At 39.9% G+C, this 18,225-nt stretch carries 15 protein-coding genes; 9 read left to right on the top strand and 6 right to left on the bottom strand.

Features of this window, described 5'->3' with window-relative positions; genetic code table 11:
• From IWX76_RS05315 to IWX76_RS05285, 7 genes are all read left to right on the top strand, one after another.
• Nucleotides 1-285 carry a MoaD/ThiS family protein gene (locus IWX76_RS05315; protein WP_196858815.1) on the top strand — a complete coding sequence of 95 codons (285 nt, stop codon included), beginning with the start codon at nucleotides 1-3 and terminating at the stop codon, nucleotides 283-285.
• A gap of 4 nt (nucleotides 286-289) precedes the next feature.
• The gene (moeB, locus tag IWX76_RS05310; RefSeq protein ID WP_196858814.1) at nucleotides 290-1,447 is read left to right on the top strand and encodes a molybdopterin-synthase adenylyltransferase MoeB; all 1,158 of its coding nucleotides are present in this window, start codon (nucleotides 290-292) and stop codon (nucleotides 1,445-1,447) included.
• Nucleotides 1,448-1,587: 140 nt separating this feature from the next.
• The gene (locus tag IWX76_RS05305) at nucleotides 1,588-2,169 is read left to right on the top strand and encodes a hypothetical protein (RefSeq protein WP_196858813.1); all 582 of its coding nucleotides are present in this window, start codon (nucleotides 1,588-1,590) and stop codon (nucleotides 2,167-2,169) included.
• 125 nt (nucleotides 2,170-2,294) lie between these two features.
• Complete coding sequence (locus IWX76_RS05300) at nucleotides 2,295-2,966, top strand: DUF6766 family protein (protein WP_196858812.1); 672 nt, start codon at nucleotides 2,295-2,297, stop codon at nucleotides 2,964-2,966.
• An 87-nt stretch (nucleotides 2,967-3,053) separates the two neighbouring features.
• A complete protein-coding gene (locus tag IWX76_RS05295; protein ID WP_196858811.1) occupies nucleotides 3,054-3,974 on the top strand; it encodes a TIM barrel protein in 921 nt (306 codons plus the stop codon).
• A gap of 60 nt (nucleotides 3,975-4,034) precedes the next feature.
• Nucleotides 4,035-4,616, top strand: a complete 582-nt coding sequence (locus tag IWX76_RS05290; protein WP_334641268.1) for a nitroreductase family protein — start codon at nucleotides 4,035-4,037, stop codon at nucleotides 4,614-4,616.
• An 18-nt stretch (nucleotides 4,617-4,634) separates the two neighbouring features.
• Nucleotides 4,635-5,087, top strand: coding sequence for a 3-oxoacyl-ACP synthase (locus IWX76_RS05285; RefSeq protein ID WP_196858810.1), 453 nt, complete (start codon nucleotides 4,635-4,637; stop codon nucleotides 5,085-5,087).
• A 74-nt stretch (nucleotides 5,088-5,161) separates the two neighbouring features.
• On the opposite strand, the gene IWX76_RS05280 is transcribed toward IWX76_RS05285, so the two are convergent.
• On the bottom strand, nucleotides 5,162-6,034 hold the full coding sequence (locus IWX76_RS05280; protein WP_196858809.1) for a polysaccharide deacetylase family protein: 873 nt from the start codon (nucleotides 6,032-6,034) through the stop codon (nucleotides 5,162-5,164).
• 187 nt (nucleotides 6,035-6,221) lie between these two features.
• Between IWX76_RS05280 and IWX76_RS05275 the strand changes: the two genes are divergently transcribed.
• Nucleotides 6,222-8,732: a S9 family peptidase gene (locus tag IWX76_RS05275; RefSeq protein ID WP_196858808.1), complete on the top strand. Its 2,511-nt coding sequence runs from the start codon at nucleotides 6,222-6,224 to the stop codon at nucleotides 8,730-8,732.
• An 83-nt stretch (nucleotides 8,733-8,815) separates the two neighbouring features.
• On the opposite strand, the gene IWX76_RS05270 is transcribed toward IWX76_RS05275, so the two are convergent.
• The gene (locus IWX76_RS05270) at nucleotides 8,816-9,418 is read right to left on the bottom strand and encodes an outer membrane beta-barrel protein (protein ID WP_196858807.1); all 603 of its coding nucleotides are present in this window, start codon (nucleotides 9,416-9,418) and stop codon (nucleotides 8,816-8,818) included.
• 387 nt (nucleotides 9,419-9,805) lie between these two features.
• Between IWX76_RS05270 and IWX76_RS05265 the strand changes: the two genes are divergently transcribed.
• A complete protein-coding gene (locus tag IWX76_RS05265) occupies nucleotides 9,806-11,293 on the top strand; it encodes a glycoside hydrolase family 130 protein (RefSeq protein WP_196858806.1) in 1,488 nt (495 codons plus the stop codon).
• On the opposite strand, the gene IWX76_RS05260 is transcribed toward IWX76_RS05265, so the two are convergent.
• From IWX76_RS05260 to IWX76_RS05245, 4 genes are all read right to left on the bottom strand, one after another.
• Nucleotides 11,282-12,289 carry a glycosyltransferase family 4 protein gene (locus IWX76_RS05260; protein ID WP_196858805.1) on the bottom strand — a complete coding sequence of 336 codons (1,008 nt, stop codon included), beginning with the start codon at nucleotides 12,287-12,289 and terminating at the stop codon, nucleotides 11,282-11,284. The two genes, IWX76_RS05265 and IWX76_RS05260, sit on opposite strands and share 12 nt — an antisense overlap.
• 186 nt (nucleotides 12,290-12,475) lie before the next feature.
• The gene (locus IWX76_RS05255) at nucleotides 12,476-14,749 is read right to left on the bottom strand and encodes a glycosyltransferase family 4 protein (protein WP_196858804.1); all 2,274 of its coding nucleotides are present in this window, start codon (nucleotides 14,747-14,749) and stop codon (nucleotides 12,476-12,478) included.
• Nucleotides 14,750-14,908: 159 nt separating this feature from the next.
• A complete protein-coding gene (gene clpB / locus IWX76_RS05250; protein ID WP_196858803.1) occupies nucleotides 14,909-17,518 on the bottom strand; it encodes an ATP-dependent chaperone ClpB in 2,610 nt (869 codons plus the stop codon).
• 303 nt (nucleotides 17,519-17,821) lie between these two features.
• Entirely contained in the window at nucleotides 17,822-18,220 is a 399-nt protein-coding gene (locus tag IWX76_RS05245; protein WP_196858802.1) for an SRPBCC family protein, read from the bottom strand.
• Between the last annotated feature and the right edge of the window lie 5 nt (nucleotides 18,221-18,225).

The following is an 18,225-nucleotide window of genomic DNA, read 5'->3' as shown; positions in this document are numbered from 1 at the left end:
ATGCCCATTGTATTAATACCAACCCCGTTAAGAAGATTTACCAAAAATTCATCGAAAGTTCTGGTGTCTGGAAGTATTGTATCTGAAGTAGTTGATAATCTAGTGCTTGATTATCCGGAAGTTCAAAATCATTTACTCGATTCCAGTGGTTGTGTACGCCAGTTTATTAATATTTTTGTAGACGAAGATGACATCAGAAATTTGCGTCAACTGGATACTATGGTGAACGCCAATTCAACCATCAGCATTGTTCCAGCCATTGCTGGCGGAAACCTTAAACATTAATACCATGAATCAAAATAGCTATTTTTCAAAAGAAGAACTTAAGCGCTATAACCGCCACATCATCATACCTGATTTTGGTATGGAGGCACAGGAGAAATTGAAAAAATCGAGTGTGCTGGTCGTGGGTGCAGGAGGTTTAGGTAGTCCGGCATTATTGTACCTGGCAGCAGCAGGAGTAGGGCATATCGGTATTGTTGATTGTGATGTGGTTGAAGATAGTAACCTGCAGCGCCAAGTCTTATTCAATGTCGATGAAATCGGGGTGCTAAAAACTGAAGCGGCTAAAAAACGCTTACAAGCTTTAAATCCATATATCAAAATTACGCTGCATCATACACAGTTTACTTCTCAAAATGCTTTAGAAATCGCTAAAGACTATGATGTGCTGGCCGATGGTACGGATAATTTTCCAACCCGTTATCTGGTTAATGATACCGCTGTCTTATTGGGTAAAGTGAATGTTTATGCATCAATCTTCCAATTTGAGGGACAAGTAACGGTATTTAATCAGCTTAATGCCCAGGGAGAAAGAGGTCCGAATTACCGGGATTTATTCCCTCAACCACCGGATCCGGGAGCAGTTCCAAATTGTTCGGAAGCTGGGGTATTAGGGGTATTGCCAGGTATTATTGGAAGTCTTCAGGCACTGGAAGTAATTAAAGTCATAACTGGCGTTGGAGAGACACTCAACGGCCGACTTTATTTGTTTGATGCACTCACTTTCCAATCACGGACATTTAATATTAAAAGGAATGCGGCGAACCCATTAAATGGAGAACATCCTACGCAGACAAAGCTTATCGACTATGAGCAGTTTTGTGGCGTAAAAGCCATGGAGCGTGTAGTTAAACAAGTAACACCAGCAGAATTTGTTAACTGGCAAAATCAGGGTGTTGACGTCCAGCTGATAGATGTAAGGGAACCCCATGAATATGAATTGGTAAATATTGGGAGCCAATTAATTCCACTGGGTATAATAGGTGAACATGCAAACAAGATAGACCAAAATAAGCGGGTAGTGATCATGTGTAAGTCTGGTGTGCGCAGTGCAAAAGCCATCAGGCTATTGGAAGATAAATATGGCATGGGAAACTTGTATAATATGGAAGGCGGAATACTAAATTATATTAATGAAATGGAACTAGATTTGCCTGTTTATTAAGGTTGTTTTCTCGCTATGCCGATGATTATTTTTCCAATAAATAGATTCCTGTTTTCCCCTTGTTGAAAGTCAGAAAGGTTTTGAACAATTTCTTAATCAGCCTGTTGTACAATTTTAACAAGGACTCTAATTATGGAATTATGAAAAAATTATCTTATTTTTTGTTAGCTGCATTGGTAAGCGCGGGGCTTTCCGCCGATGCACAAATGCAACGGGGGAATGTTTTAATTGGTGGTAACCTGGCAAATATTAATTTAGGTTTAGATGAGCCTAATGTATTTAGCGCCCAAATAACCCCTAAAGCAGCCTGGTTTGTTCAAGACAACATTGCCCTTGGTGGGTATGTAGAATTTGGTATACAGACTGCGAAAAACTCTACCACGACCACAAATTATGGAGTGGGCGCATTGGGACGGTATTATACTGGTGCTGATGTGGAAGTGCTAAGGCATGGACGGATCTTTGGTGAGGCAAATATTGGTTTTGGCGGTCAGAACGTGAGTGATGGCGGAGGTAATACCAATGGCATCAACTTTGGCCTGGGCCCCGGATTCGCATACTTTGTTACCCCCAATATTGGTTTGGAGGCCTTGCTGAAGTATAATGGTCTTGCTGGTTTTGGGAGTACCAATTACCAGAATAGCCTTAACTTATCATTTGGGCTGCAAATCTATCTTCCTGGTCGTGGAACAGCTAGTAAAGTTCGTGGCGACATCAGGTAACGTAATTACAGAAGGTAAAGGTGTTTAACTTTTACCTTCTTTTTTTTAATCGTGTGAATGAGTGATTCTCTATGACTAAACCTTTTGCAAGACATGTTGTTTAATAATTAAATAGTTTATATAACATGGCAAAACCCTTAAAATCCCACAGCTTTTTATATCGTAATAGTTTGTCGTTAGTGTTCTTATTTATTTTTCTAATCACTTTTATTGCACAAACAATTACTGGCTGGAAAACGCACAATCAAGAGTTACTGGACGAAAACGCTCAAGCCATTGCACTATCTGTTTACCTGCAAAGTGGTCACTTCATATCTGCTACTTTTGAGAACTTTGAAAGCGAATTCCTACAAATGGCTTTGTACGTCTTGCTCACCATTAAGCTGAGGCAAATCGGTTCTGCGGAGTCTAAATCTTTAGATGAAGAGGAAGAAGTAGATAGAGAACCTGTCCCGTCTCCAGATGCACCCTGGCCTGTTAGAAAGGGTGGGTGGATACTCATATTATACCGTAATTCTCTTGGCCTCACATTTTTTACGCTATTCTTTTTCAGCTGGGGTATGCATCTTTTTGGGAGTTGGCAGGATTATAATGTCTCTCAGATGCTTTCCAATAAACCAACGCTTACCATAGGCTCTTATCTAGGCGAGCCAAGGTTTTGGTTTGAAACCTTTCAAAATTGGCAAAGCGAATTTCTTTCCGTTTTATCAATTGTATTATTAACCATCTACCTTAGGCAAAAAGGTTCTCCAGAGTCTAAGCCCGTTGATGCACCCCATATGGAAACGGGTAAGTAACAATGCCTACCTTTTTTAATAAATCTCTGGGGTAATGATGAAAATATTTTATATTTTAGAATCTCTAAACCCTAATTATTCCATACCATGATAAAATCAACCAACCGTAGAAATTTTATTAAAGACCTTGGTTTATTAACTGCAGCTGCAGGATTAACCACCTTAATGCCATTTGATGTATTTGCTTTGGCAAAAAAAGATTTCTTCAAAATATCCCTCGCGGAATGGTCATTTCACAAAGCATTATTTGCAGGAAAAATGAATCATTTAGATTTTCCACTGAAAGCTAAAGCTGACTTTGGAATTGATATTGTAGAATATGTGAGTGTATTTTTTAAAAAGCAGGAAAGTGACCCTGCCTACATGAAAGAATTGTTGACGCGTACTAAAAATGAAGGCATTCAAAACCACCTGATCATGGTAGATGCAGAAGGGAATTTGGGGGATACGGACGATGCGGCTCGCTTAACTGCGGTTAAAAATCACTATAAATGGGTGGATGCAGCAAAATACCTGGGTTGTAAAACCATTAGGGTAAATGCGGCTGGAAAAGGAACTGCTGAGGAAGTAAAAACTGCTGCAGTAGATGGATTGGGTAAGCTTAGCGAATACGGGCAGCAACAAAAGATTAACATCATTGTGGAAAACCATGGCGGTTATTCTTCCGATGGGAAATGGTTATCTGATGTGATGAAACAAGTGAATAATCCTTTTTGTGGAACCTTACCTGATTTTGGCAACTTCAGAATTAGTAAAGACCAGGAATATGACCGATACCTGGGTGTTAAAGAACTGATGCCTTTTGCAAAAGGAGTGAGTGCAAAATCGCATGATTTTAATGAGCAGGGTGATGAAACGAACATTGATTACAAAAAGATGTTTGATATTGTTAAAGCAGCAAATTGGACAGGAATTGTGGGCATCGAATATGAAGGTTCTAAATTATCTGAAGAAGAAGGCGTCAGAAAAACAAAAGCTTTGTTGGATAGAATCTTAAAGCAATATTAAAGACGGTGGTCGCTTAATTCGGTAATGAAACTTACCTTTGTTATGGTACTTAAGTAAACCATGATGACAGAAGATTTCAAGATAATAAGCAATATCATCAAACGACGAAGAAGTGTTTTTCCTGTGAGTTATACCGAGGAGGAAGTCCCTGTAAATATAATTAACCATTTATTGGAAAGCGCTAATTATGCACCAACACATAAGCTAACAGAACCCTGGAGGTTTAGGGTGTATAGGCATGCTGGAAAAGACAAGCTAGGGGAGGCACTGGCGCAGATTTATACACAAACTACACCTGCAGCTAAATTCCTTCAAAAAAAGCATGATAGTTTAACTGAAAAGGTAAAACGCGCTAGTGTGGTCATTGCGATTAATGCGCGTTTACACCCTGATCAGGTGCCTGAATGGGAGGAAATTGCTGCCATAGGCTGTGCGGTGCAAAATATGGCATTGACAGCAGAAGCACTGCATCTTGGTGCGTACTGGAGTTCTCCTGGAATATTGCCTTTTTTAAATAACTTTTTAGAATTGGATGACCAGGAGAAATGTTATGGATTATTCTATGTAGGTTACCACAAAGAAAAGCCGCGTGAAGCGAACAGAACGCCCATTGAAGGCAAAGTGAAGTGGATAGAAGAATAAGCCAGTAGAAAATAAGAAATGGAAAATATTAAAGCCGAGTTATATAAACTTTGTCAGCAATTTATAGCACAAAGAATAGATACGGCAGAAACGGCATTAGAACAAGCCCGCGAAGCTAGTAATGATGACACCAAAAGCAGTGCGGGTGATAAGTTTGAGACCACACGCGAAATGATGCAACAGGATATTTCAAGAAACAAAAGATTGTTAATGGATGCACGGCAGAATTTACAGGTATTGGAATCAATCCAGGATTTTATCCCAACTACAACAGTTAAAAACGGGAGCCTTGTTCGCACCACCGAGGGTTCCTTTTACATTAGTATTAGCGCAGGGCATCTCATGGTTGATCAGAAACCGTATTTTGCCATATCTGCATTGTCGCCAATTGGCCAATTGTTATTAGGCAAACACGTAAAAGATTCGGTAAGTTTTAACCAGAAAGAATATGTAATCCTGGAAGTGTGTTAAACCTGGTTCAGTATACAACAATAAAAAGGGGTTTTTGCTAATGCAAGAACCCCTTTTTATTGTTTTTATTGGCGTTAAAAACTATTTTTAATGCTATTATTCAGGGTATTGGCACTCCAATAGCCACTGGCTATAATTCTCCTGATGGTGAACAAGGGATCGTTTTCATCTCTTTTGGTCGCCAGGATATAAGCCGACTTCATGCCTCTTTTCTTTAATTCTGGAATCGCCTCAGGGTTCCAAAGTCCAAATGGATAGGCAAAGTGGGTAATTTTTTTACCGGTTATTTCCTCTAATGTTTTAGTGGGCTTTTCAATTTGGAGTTCCCAATCTGCACCCTGGTATTTTTTAACATTGTGATGATCCCAGGTATGAGAGCCAATGAGGTGACCATCATCAGATAATTCTTTAATTTGCGCTTTAGTCATGTAATTTGGGCGGCCAATGGATACCGTCATGATAAAAAAGGCAGCCTTAAAACCATATTTCTTTAATTCAGGAGCTGCAATGCCATGTTGGTTTTTTTCAGTATCATCAAAAGTGATAATAATAGGCTTACCAGGCAGTGGCGTTCCATTGTTCAGGTAATCATAGTATTGATCAGGCAAAATGGTGTGATAACCACTATCAGCAAGTAATTTCATATGTGCTTTAAAGGTGGCTACAGGAATAATGTAATCTTTAGCCGCTTTAGAATCTGTTGCTTTCCAATCCCTGATCTGGTGGTAACAAAGTACAGGTACTTGTTTACGTCCTAAAATGGTTTTAGCATCAGCAACTTTAATGGTAGAAATGTCAATGGCTTTTGCGGTGTCGGCCCTAAGTGAATCAGTAGTTACAGTGGTTTCCGTGTTAGCGGTAGCCTGTTCGCTGGTCTGTGATTTTGTTTGGCAGCCCATGGAAAAGCAAAGAGCAGCAGCAGAGAAGGACAAAAATGTTTTTTTCATTGGTATTTGAGTTGTTTTTTTATTGTTAAAGCAATCAGGAGCAGGATACGTAGTGATGGTAAAGCTCCTGAAAGTTTATTGTTGTAGATTATGTGCAAAACTATAAAGATATCTTATTTATTACAATGCCACTGGTGCGTTGCAGTTTATATTTCAATATTTTAGGCCTTTGAAATAAAATATACACATGAAGAAACTCTACTTCCTGGCTTTGCTGGCTGCTGCATCTGGTTTTGATGTGCAGGCGCAAACCAAAACGTTAACGCTAACCGAAAATCAAATTGAAACGCCTAAGGCAAATTACCAGCTGGCTTCCAGGTTTTCTCCGGCAAAGATTAAAAAAATGGTCTATTCAACTACGGTTGATCCGCATTGGCTAAAACTCAGCAATCGCTTTTGGTATGAGTATGAAACGCCAGCTGGAAAACAATGGTATATCGTAGATCCGGCGAGCCGAAGCAAAAAGCCAATCTTTGATATGGCTAAACTTGCTGCCGATCTTACTCAGATAATCCGTGATCCATTTGATGCACAGCATTTACCCTTAGAAGAGTTTAAGTTTTCTAACGATGAAAAGAGCATTACCTTCGAAATGAAGAGTACTATTGACGAGGTGAAGAAAGATCGCAAAGACAAAAAAGCAGCAGATTCTTTGCAAAAAAAAGTATTCTTCTTTAACTACGATATTGCAAGCGCAAAACTTACAGAAGTCCCTGATTATTCCAAGCCAAAAGCAAAGCCCAATTGGGGAGCTGTAGCACCAGATTCTTCTGCTATTATCTTCTCCCGCGATTATAACTTGTTCTGGATGGATAAGGAAAACTACAAGAAAGCGGTGAAAAATGAAGAAGACAGCACTATTGTGGAACACCAGTTAACTAAAGACGGCGTTAAGTTTTATGCCTATGGTAGTGATGGTGATGGAGAGAATAATGAAGAACTGGAAAAAAACGACAAAAAACGTCGCCGTGCTTACGTGCTTTGGTCACCTAATTCTAAATATTTTGTGCTGAACAGAAGAGATTCCCGTAAGGTTAAAGACCTTTGGGTGATTGACAATACCGCCAAAGGCCGCCCTACCCTGCAAAGTTATAAATACCAGATGCCAGGAGAAAAAGAAGCACCCATTGATGAGATCTTACTTTTTAACTTTCAGGCTAAAACACATCGCAAATTAGATGTGGCGGCCTTTAAAGATCAATCGGTATCTTTTTGGTCGGCACCTTTACTTAATAAAGATAGAGACAATGAATTCAGGCCGTCCATTTGGTTAGGTAACGATAGCAAGATCTTTATTTCACGCACCAGCAGAGATTTAAAAAGAATTGATATCTGTGCAGTCGACATTAATACAGAGAAAGTGACCCCGCTAATTGAGGAGCGTTTTAATACCTATGTAGAAGTTAACCGCCCGGGATTAGTAAATGACGGTAAAGAAATTATCCACTGGTCTGAAAGAGATGGCTGGGCACATTTTTACCTTTTCGACGGACAAGGGAAATTGAAAAATCAAATTACCAAAGGTTCATTCCATTGCGAAAGTATTGTGAATATCGACCATAAGAACCGGGTGTTGTACTTTACGGCAAATGGACGTGAAGCTAAAGAAGATCCATATTACATGCACTTATACCGCATAAACTTTGACGGATCGGGTATGAAGCTTTTAAATCCTGGCGATTTCGACCATGATGCAAACATGAACGACGAGGCTAAATATGTAGTCAATAACTACTCCAGGGTTAATACGGTTCCGAAATCAGCCTTGCTTGATGCTAATGGTAATAAGCTAATGGATTTAGAAACTGCAGATTTATCGTTGTTAATGGCTGCAGGTTACCAGTTTCCAACGCCATTTAAGGTAAAGGCAGATAATGGGGTGACCGACATATACGGCGTGATGTACAAACCTTTCGACTTTAATCCGAAGAAAAAGTACCCGATTATTGAATACGTTTATCCTGGTCCGCAAACAGAAGCGGTGAATAAAGCATTCACTAAAAGCATGGATAACACCGATCGCCTGGCACAGTTAGGTTACATTGTTGTTTCCGTAGGTAACAGAGGAGGGCACCCGGCACGCTCCAAATGGTACCATACCTTCGGTTATGGAAACTTAAGAGATTATGGATTGGCAGATAAAAAAGCGGCTGTTGAGCAATTGGCTGCACGTCACGATTTTATCGATATTGATAGGGTAGGTATAACCGGCCATTCTGGTGGTGGTTTCATGTCTACTGCAGCCATGCTGGTTTATCCACATTTTTTCAAAGCTGCGGTATCTAAAGCAGGTAACCATGATAACAGCATTTACAACCGTTGGTGGAGTGAAAAACACCATGGGGTTAAAGAAATGGTTACGGCAAAAGGCGATACCACATTTAAATATGATATCGACAAAAATCCAGCGTTAGCGAAAAACCTTAAAGGTCATTTAATGATTATGACGGGTGATATTGATAATAACGTACACCCGGCAAATACCATCAGACTGGCTAATTCATTAATGGAAGCTGGTAAAAGGTTTGAGTTTGTGATTTTACCTGGCCAACGCCATAGCTTTGGTCCGCTCACAGAATATGCCTTCTGGCGCTTGGCCGACCACTTTAATAAATACCTGATTGGCGATTTTACCCAGCCTGATCAGGTTGATATTACCGAAATTGACAGAGAACTGGAAAAAAACGGTAAAAGATAACAATCACAAAAAAGCCCTGGTCAATTGGCCAGGGCTTTTTTGTTGCAATAATTTTCCCAAATCGCTGCTTGTTTATTTGTTATTTAGAAGTGGAACATCACACCTAATTTCGGTGTAAAAGTATCCGCATTAAATCCAAATGAATTAGATTCTACTTTATTTCCAGTTAATTCACTTTCAACTGCATAGTGGTTGTATCCAAAACCGTCAAGAGAGATTTCTATACCAACATTTTTAGTTGGGTAGAATGCTAAACCAGGAGCAAGGTTTACACCAATATTGGTTGTCGTAGCCAATTTATCACCAGCGTTACCTTGATCATCTACATATTTATTGTTACCAAAGGCCATAGGAACAGCTAACTGGCCGAAAAATTTAAATTGTTCGTTCAAATCAACGTAGTAACGGCCAAATGGTGATACTTCGAAAGCCTGGTTTAAATAATTATCGCTTACTTGTTTGTTATAGTTGTAACCTACACCTGTACCAATTGCAAAATTATCGCTTACGAAATAACCTACAGTTGGAACAATTTTAAAGTTCACATCAGCTTTATCAGCACCGCCTGCTTTTGAAGTGTTGAAACCAACATTTCCACCTAATAATACATTACCTTTTTCTGTTTGAGCCTGGGTTGTAAAAGCAAATGCAGCAACTGCAACCATGGATAATAATAACTTTTTCATCTTCTTCTGTGTTTTAATTTATAAATATACCCAGTGTTATAACTACTGACTATTGATGTCATATAGTCAATGGCTGTGCCAAAGGTTAATCATACGTCAATAACTAATAAGGCGCTTTTTGGTAAACGCTTCATTCTTAAAGTGATAATTGATTTCGACTTAATTATATATTATTTTGCTGTGACAAACCCGCATATATACACTGAATACTTGTAAATTGTTCAATCAGTCACTTTGACTATTATTGTTGTTTTGTCAGTTTAAGCCGTACATATTATGGCAGTTAATTTCAGGTTTATTTATAATTAATAGTAACAAACTCAGTTATATCAATATATTTTTATATTTTTCTTAAATCATATTGATCGTTTAAAACGTTGTAAAGCCATGAGACTAATAATAGAGCGTAAAGAGATTAAAGTTTACCCTGATCCAAAACGAGTGATCGCCAGGTATTTTTTTAACGGCGATGAACGCGCAAAACAAGTAATTAAAAATGTACTTAAACTATCCGAGCAAGAGGTATTCGGTTTAATCTCCCCATTGCTACAGGAATACTCAAAAAGACACCGGAACATTACCAAAATATTAACGCGTCATTGCAAGAAAGTTAAACCAATCATAGAACAGATAGGTATCGATTATGAAGGTCTTTCTGGTTACCGCAAATTACTAATGGGTTCTTATTTCACCCATGAATATTCTATTGAGTCAGCTGCCTTTTTTAACCCTTCCATTGTAGACGATCCAAATCAATCAGATCTGGTGGAAGGGGAAAAACGCGTTATCATCAGCTTTAGGGCAGTGGGTGAGGGGCATATTTCATCTGTAGTGTTTAGAAGGGCACTGTTGGATCGACAGGGCAATATTACTATTTCACCAGCGGGCAACTATGTTGACGAAGCAGAGGTGATCCGTAATGCTGTATACAACAAGAAATTGTTTTTAAAGAAAGCAGATGTCACCAATATTGATGCAACTATTTTAGGTGAATTAGACGCCAGGTTATCGGATAAGTTCGAATACGCGGAATTAAGAAGGGTGATCCTGGAGTCTAAAGCAATACAACCTGATGAGGTGCTTAAATTAGAATACGAAAAAGTATTATGGCTTTCTGATACCTACCAGGAAATGAGTTTCTCCAGGGATACGGATATTTCTGACCGGGTAATTTTTCCGATTTCAGAATTTGAACGTAAGGGTATTGAAGATGCCCGTTTTGTACGTTTTGTAAAAGATGATGGCACTATTAAATATTACGCAACTTATACCGCATTTGATGGGAGCATCATACTGCCAAAACTATTAGAAACCAGTGATTTTTATGATTTTAAGGTAAGTCCATTACATGGCGAAGGTGCACAGAATAAAAATCTGGCCTTGTTTCCACGTAAAATTAACGGTAGGTATGCCATGCTTTCCCGTATTGATGGTTGGAACAATTACCTGATGTATTCAGATAAACTGACGGTATGGGACGACCCGATTAAATTACAGACACCAGAATTCCCCTGGGAATTTGTACAGATTGGGAATTGTGGTTCACCAATTGAAACCGAAGATGGCTGGTTAGTTATTACCCATGGTGTTGGCCCAATGCGTAGGTACTGTTTGGGAGCTTCCCTATTAGATTTACAAGATCCGTCCATTGAAATAGGTCGCTTACATGAGCCGCTGGTTATCCCTAACAATGATGAGCGTGAGGGATATGTTCCCAATGTATTGTACTCATGTGGTTCCATTATACACAATGGCGAACTGATTATCCCATACGGTTTGTCTGATTATTGTTCTTCTTTTGCCTCAGTAAACCTGGAGCGTTTGTTAGAAAAACTGAAACAGTCGGTTAGTGAAACAAAAACATTAACTGTTTAATAGCTGATGGTAGAGGGTTAAATAACCTTCTACCATTTTTTCTGTTGTAAACTTGCTTAGTGCCCAATCCCTGCAATCCTCTCTATCAATGGTTGGGATTTTGGTTACTGCATCGACAGCTTCCTTTATATTATCGACAAGAAAACCTGTTGTGCCGTGGTTAATTAACTCTGGCATAGATCCTTTGTTAAAAGCAATCACAGGCGTGCCACATAACATGGCTTCAGCAACGCTTAGGCCAAATGGTTCAGCGAAACTGATTGGATGCAACAATGCATAAGCATGGCCAAGCAGTTCATTTCTTTGCGCTGGTCCGGCAGCACCTAAAAAAGTGATCTGTTCATTTAATAGCGGTTCTATAGCTGTTTTAAAATATTGTTCATCCTGAATTATGCCAGCAATTTTTAACTTCCTGTTACTCCTTGTCGCAATTTCTATAGCTTCTAACACCCCTTTGTCGGGATGTAGCCGACCAAAAAACAAAAGGTAGTCTTCAGCATCTTGCTTAAAGGTAAAATTCTTGCTATCCAGGCCATTATAAACCGTGGCCGCATAACTAAGGTCGGGATGCCGATTGGCATCACTGATGGATACATAATGACTGGTATCGTTGTACTTTTGATATACCCTTACAATCTTCTCCGACGAAAAACCATGTATAGTAGTTACCATTGGCGTGCTGATCAGCCTGGAATAGGTAAGGGGTAGAAAGTCGAAATGATTGTGGATGAGGTCAAATGAACCTGCCTTTTCCATCAGGTTACTAATATGAAGGCACTCGAGTACTTTAGCATCCTGATCTCGGTCTTCTTCATAGCCTTTATCGATAACATAATCCAGCTTCCCTGCGGTCAGCGAATCTCCGGTGGCAAATAAAGTGATTTCTACGCCTGCTTTGACCAATCCTTCACAAAGGTTTGATGCCATTTGTTCCCATGGGCCATAATGACGGGGCGGCGTACGCCAGGCCACAGGTGCTAGAACAGCTATTTTCATTGAGTTTATGTTTGTTTTATTGGAAATGAAGCGAGCATCAGCACTTGTAGCTTTGAACTGATCATCACTTCAAGGAGTATATATTTTTTATTGGAAATGAAGCAATATCAGCGCTTTGTTTGCTTAAAACTAATGATGGTTTCAAAATTCAATGAAACCATCATTAGTTTTTACTTGTTCTTATTATTAAGAAATCTTCTGAATATCCAGGCTTTCCCGTTCATGGTTAAACTCGTACTCATATTCCAGGGCTTTCAGCACCACAAGGTGTGATATCCAATAAGCCAGTGTGCTTTCTGCACCTTGATTCCGATTTACGCCATAAGTTTGCAAGCCATCCCCGCAACCTTTTGTTTCATGGTCGTATAACGGTAGCCTCAGGGTGTTTTCGCCCAGAAACCATTGGTAACACAGGTACATATCCTTTATATATTCCAAATTGTGTGTAATCTGGTAAGCTTTAAAATACATGAGCACCATGGCCATGGTTTCTATTGCCTGCTGATCAAAAATTGCCATGTCCTCATTTCTGTATAACCAGCCATCATTCCCTACCGGATTCAGGTAACCCTTATCTAGTGTGCGTGTGGTTAGGAAATTCATACTTTCCATTGCTATAGCTAAGGATTCCTGATCATGGCAGGATTCGTAATGAGAAAGCAGTGCCAGTGGCAAAATGCCGTTATCATAAGTCAGTTTTTCTTCATACCAATGCCAGTTATCTTCCTTGTGGGCCTTGTAAGCAGATTTTAAACTGGTAGCCAGTTGGTTCATTTCGCGGCCAACACCTTCATCACCAGGGTTAGCTTGTAGATAAAAATTTAAACCAATCATGGTGTTGGCAATGCCGCGCAGGTGTTCCAACTTGCTAAACTGGGGGATAGACTTAATAAACAATTCCGTAGCAAACTCGCGGTAGGAGTTGTTTGGTGCATTTTTAATCAGGTACCCTAAGGCCCAGATAGTTCTGCCGAAGGAATCTTCTGACCCTACTTCGTCTAAATATTCACGTTTGAAACTTAAAAAATTCCTGTAATTTCCGTCATCACACTGCATGTATTGTATATAACTTAAATACACAGGTAACAGCTGCAAAGCCACTTTACTCTTGTTTTGCTGGTAGGCTAAAATGACTGCTATCAATGCCCGGGCATTATCATCAAGACAGTAACCTTCTTTCAGGTTCGGAATTCCATATTTAGCATGTTGCACAATTCCGGTATCATCCGTTAACCGCTGTATATGTGCCAGACTAAAGGCAGGCATCAAATCAGGGTCAATGATGGGTTTATTTTCTTCCCTTGCCAGGGTAGCTTTAGAGATGGCGTCTTTAATGGTCTTAATAAAAACACTGCCTATTTCTGGCCAACGTAGGTGCCTGCCATACTCAAAAGCATTTCGCTTAAGCGTAGCGAGCATTTCAGGATTGTCGAAAAGCTCATTTACAATATTAGCTAAGGCATTATGATCTTTAAAATCGAAAAGTTTACCCCGGTTGTCGGCCAGTAACTCCTGTGCATGCCAGTAAGGCGTAGAAATTACAGCAGCCCCTGCACCAACGGCATATGACAATGTACCACTTGTTATCTGTGCTTCATTAAGGTAAGGGGTAATATAAAAATGACAGGCCGTTAAAAAGTCGTGTAATTCATGTTCCGATACAAATTTATTGATAAAGGTAATATGGTTTTCTACATGAAGTTTCCTGGCCAGTTTTTTTAGGCTATCGCGGTATTCTTCTCCTGAACTTTTTATCACTCCCGGATGTGTGGTACCTAAAATCACATACATCACGTCGGGGTTTTTCTCTACTATTTTTGGTAAAGCCGAAATCACAGTTTCTAAACCTTTGTTTCGGCCAATTAAACCGAAAGTAAAGAGCACCTTTTTGTTCTTAAATGCTGTAGAAAGTGTTACCGGATTATCTTCTTTAGGCTCCAGATCAGGTACGCCATGTTCAATCAACTGTATTTTATCCAATGGGATATCATAGATGCTAGTCAAAAAGCCCACGGCACGATGGCTCATAACCACAATTTTGGACGAATATTTTGCAATTTCCCTAATGATGGTCAGCTGCATAAAACTTGGGTCTTTCAAAATGGTATGTAGAATAGTGATTAACGGTTTTTGCAAACGTGCAATCAATGGTAACACATACACACCATCGTTACCACCATATATTCCGAATTCATGCTCTAGAATCACGGCATCAACTAAACTGGTGTTAATGTAATCAGCGCCACGGATGTAATCTTTTTGGTTTTCCTGACGAATGATGAACTCCACCTCTTTTGGATATTTATACTCCTTCAGTTGATCCGCATCGGTCATGGCAACCACAAAACTTTTGTCCGAAACAGACTTTTTGTCGTAGCCAATTGCTTGTAACAGATTGTGATTAAATGTGGCAATTCCACATTCACGGGGAGGATAAGTCGATATGTAGGCGATTTTCATTAGTTTGGGTGATTATAGCTTTAGTGATTTTATAGGGTTAACAATTTTACCGCAAAAAAGTTCGGTTTATACGTATAGAAATGGGAATATTGGGGTTTTATGACAAAAAAAAGCAGACACGGTGGTCTGCTTTTTTTAAAACAATTTAAAATAGTGATTTTAAACTTCTTTTTCCGCCTCTGTATTAAGAAACACAAAATTATGATCGAACATATCTAAGCGTATTTTACTCTCTTTATTAATTTTACCAGCAAGGATATCTTTAGAAAGTTCGTTAAGGATACGTTTTTGGATTACCCTTTTCAACGGGCGTGCACCAAATTGAGGGTCGTAACCTAGTTCACCAAGCCAGTCTAAAGCTTCAGCAGAGGCTTCAATTTCAACCCCCATTTCGCGAAGTGTTTGTTGTACATGTTTAAATTGCAGTTCTACAATCGCACGTATTTCCCTGCGGTCAAGTGGCGTAAACATAATCAACTCGTCAATCCTGTTTAAAAACTCAGGTCTGATGGTTTGTTTCAGCAATTCAAACAATTCATTTTTTGTCTTGGCAATCACTTCATCGCGGTTAAGCTCATCTAGTCCTTTAAAATTTTCCATGATCAGGTGCGACCCAATATTCGAGGTCATAATGATAATGGTATTTTTAAAGTTTACTAAGCGGCCTTTATTATCCGTTAAACGGCCATCATCCAATACTTGCAGCAAAATGTTAAACACATCAGGGTGCGCCTTTTCAATTTCATCCAGCAGGATGACTGAATAAGGTTTACGTCTCACCGCTTCCGTCAGCTGTCCGCCTTCATCATATCCCACATATCCCGGAGGGGCACCAATTAAGCGCGATACCGCATGGCGTTCCTGGTATTCACTCATGTCTATACGGGTTAGTGCGTTCTCGTCGTTAAACAAAAACTCCGCTAAGGCTTTCGCCAATTCAGTTTTACCTACTCCTGTAGTTCCCAGGAAGATAAAAGAGCCAATAGGTTTACGTTTATCCTGTAAGCCTGCACGGGAACGGCGGATGGCGTCAGATATCGCTTCAATGGCTTCTTCCTGACCAGCCACACGTTTGTGCAGCTCATCTTCAAGGTTCAACAGTTTCTCACGTTCGCTGGACACCAGTTTTGTGACCGGAATTCCTGTCCAGCGGGCTACAACGCCTGCAATGTCGTCGGCTGTTACCTCTTCTTTGAGCATACGACCTTCTATTTGCTGACTCTCCAGTTCTGTTTTCAGCTTGTCAACATGGTCTTGTGCCTCTTTTATTTTTCCGTACCGGATCTCCGCTACTTTGCCATAATCACCTGCACGTTCCGCTTGTTCGGCTTCCTGTTTATAATTTTCAATCTGTTCAAGGTAATTGTTTATTCCGTCAACCACATCTTTCTCACTTTGCCATTTGGCTTTCAGCTCATCACGTTCAGCCGCCAGGTTCGCAATCTCTTCGCCAAGGCTTTGCACTTTTTTCTCGTCATTCTCCCGCTTAATGGCCTCTCGCTCAATTTCCAGCTGCATAATACGTCGGTTCAGCTCGTCTACATGCTCAGGTACGCTATCCATTTCCATGCGCAGTTTCGAAGCTGATTCATCCATTAAGTCGATGGCCTTATCGGGAAGAAAACGATCAGAAATATAACGCTGAGACATCTCTACAGCGGCAATAATGGCTTCGTCTTTAATACGCACTTTATGGTGCGTTTCATACCGTTCTTTTAAACCCCTAAGGATAGAAATAGCATCCTGTGTATCAGGTTCATCTACCATCACTTTCTGGAAACGACGTTCCAACGCTTTATCTTTTTCCAGGTATTTCTGGTATTCATCTAAGGTCGTTGCGCCAATGGCTCTTAATTCACCGCGCGCTAAGGCTGGCTTCAATATATTCGCGGCATCCATAGCACCTTCACCACCACCGGCACCTACTAAAGTATGAATCTCATCGATGAATAAAATGATGTCTCCATCACTTTGTGTTACCTCTTTTACCACGGCTTTTAAACGTTCTTCAAACTCACCTTTATATTTGGCACCAGCAATCAGCGATCCCATATCAAGTGAATAAACGGTTTTAGACTTTAAGTTTTCTGGTACATCACCTTTAATGATCCTAAAGGCAATACCTTCGGCAATGGCGGTTTTACCCACACCAGGCTCACCAATTAAAATAGGGTTATTTTTTGTTCTTCGCGAAAGGATCTGAATGACCCGCCTAATCTCCTCATCACGACCAATAACCGGATCAAGCTTACCAGATTCAGCGTATTCGTTTAAATTTCGTGCATATTTATTCAAGGCATTGTAAGTAGTCTCCGCATTTTGATCCGTTACCCGGTTATCGCCACGCAAGGCAATTACCGCCTTTTTCATGTCTTTTTCGTTAACCCCCTGGTCTTTCAACATCTTGGATGTATCGTCATTTGCGGCTAAAACCCCCAATAACAAGTGTTCGACCGACACAAATTCATCCTTGAATTCTTTCAGGTAAGATTGAGCTTTTTGCAAAGCCAAATTGGTGGCTGTTGATAAGTATACGTTACTGCCGCTCACCTTTGGGAACCTGGAAATTTTCTCATCCAGGTGCTGATTAAGCAGGTTCAAATTAACATTTAGTTTTTTTAGTACATACGATACCACGTTTTCATCAACATGTAGCAAACCTTTAAGCAGGTGTGCGGTCTCAATAGCCTGTTGCTGGTTGCCTTGGGCTATTTCGGAAGCCTGTTGGACTGCTTCCTGGGCTTTGATTGTAAAGTTGTTGAAGTTCATGTTAAGGGCTGCACAAAAGAAATGCCATGCCGAAATTGTTCCAAAGAGCGGAAAAATTGTCTGTAAACATTTAACCTATACGACATTATGGCCGCTGGGTTTAATTTTATCTGAATTTTTTACAGGTTATCTGTTCTTCTAAAATAAAGAATGGGGCTTAAGTTCTTTTAGCTACTTAATCAGTATGATTGTACTTTAAATAAGAAAGATGGTGAAGAGAGTTTGGAGCTAAGCTGGGAATTGCTTAGCGGATGAATGTAATAAGCCGGATCAATATATTATCGGTCCGGCTTTTACTATTTTTTATGCTAAAACTTCTTTTAGTTTGCTGGTCTGATGGTCAGCTAATTTTTGCAGTGGGCCTGCAGCAATCATTTTCATCATCATATTTAAATCGGCAGAGATAATGTTTTTGGCAGTGGTTCCACCTTGTCCATTATCGGCAACTGTCCATTTTAATTCCAAATCAAATGGTGCTTTTTCCGTTGGCGTAGCAATCAACTCTTCATTTGGGATGCGGCTGGTAATGGCGATAGCTAATTTAGCCATATTCTGGATGGTGAAACTAGCCGTATCTTCTGTGGAAGACCAGTTATAAATATTCTCCGGCATCAATTGCTGGTGATTATTTAAATCGGCAAGAAAGGTGTATACTTTTTCTACAGGGAGATTGATCTCTGTGGTGCTTTCAATAACAGTCATTATGG

Origin of the sequence: Pedobacter sp. CAN_A7 (genome assembly GCF_015752175.1) — a bacterium.
Taxonomy (GTDB): Bacteria; Bacteroidota; Bacteroidia; order Sphingobacteriales; family Sphingobacteriaceae; genus Pedobacter.
The sequence above is the reverse complement of the archived record's forward strand: the minus strand, read 5'-3'. Positions and strand labels throughout refer to the sequence as shown.

Coding starts and splice junctions, on each gene's coding strand:
- moeB (WP_196858814.1), top strand. CDS start 290: ATGAATCAAAATAGCTATTTTTCAAAAGAAGAACTTAAGCGCTATAAC.
- IWX76_RS05255 (WP_196858804.1), bottom strand. CDS start 14,749: ATGAAAATCGCCTACATATCGACTTATCCTCCCCGTGAATGTGGAATT.
- IWX76_RS05290 (WP_334641268.1), top strand. CDS start 4,035: ATGATGACAGAAGATTTCAAGATAATAAGCAATATCATCAAACGACGA.
- IWX76_RS05285 (WP_196858810.1), top strand. CDS start 4,635: ATGGAAAATATTAAAGCCGAGTTATATAAACTTTGTCAGCAATTTATA.
- IWX76_RS05265 (WP_196858806.1), top strand. CDS start 9,806: ATGAGACTAATAATAGAGCGTAAAGAGATTAAAGTTTACCCTGATCCA.
- IWX76_RS05280 (WP_196858809.1), bottom strand. CDS start 6,034: ATGAAAAAAACATTTTTGTCCTTCTCTGCTGCTGCTCTTTGCTTTTCC.
- IWX76_RS05260 (WP_196858805.1), bottom strand. CDS start 12,289: ATGAAAATAGCTGTTCTAGCACCTGTGGCCTGGCGTACGCCGCCCCGT.
- IWX76_RS05270 (WP_196858807.1), bottom strand. CDS start 9,418: ATGAAAAAGTTATTATTATCCATGGTTGCAGTTGCTGCATTTGCTTTT.
- IWX76_RS05295 (WP_196858811.1), top strand. CDS start 3,054: ATGATAAAATCAACCAACCGTAGAAATTTTATTAAAGACCTTGGTTTA.
- IWX76_RS05300 (WP_196858812.1), top strand. CDS start 2,295: ATGGCAAAACCCTTAAAATCCCACAGCTTTTTATATCGTAATAGTTTG.
- IWX76_RS05305 (WP_196858813.1), top strand. CDS start 1,588: ATGAAAAAATTATCTTATTTTTTGTTAGCTGCATTGGTAAGCGCGGGG.
- IWX76_RS05245 (WP_196858802.1), bottom strand. CDS start 18,220: ATGACTGTTATTGAAAGCACCACAGAGATCAATCTCCCTGTAGAAAAA.
- IWX76_RS05315 (WP_196858815.1), top strand. CDS start 1: ATGCCCATTGTATTAATACCAACCCCGTTAAGAAGATTTACCAAAAAT.
- IWX76_RS05275 (WP_196858808.1), top strand. CDS start 6,222: ATGAAGAAACTCTACTTCCTGGCTTTGCTGGCTGCTGCATCTGGTTTT.
- clpB (WP_196858803.1), bottom strand. CDS start 17,518: ATGAACTTCAACAACTTTACAATCAAAGCCCAGGAAGCAGTCCAACAG.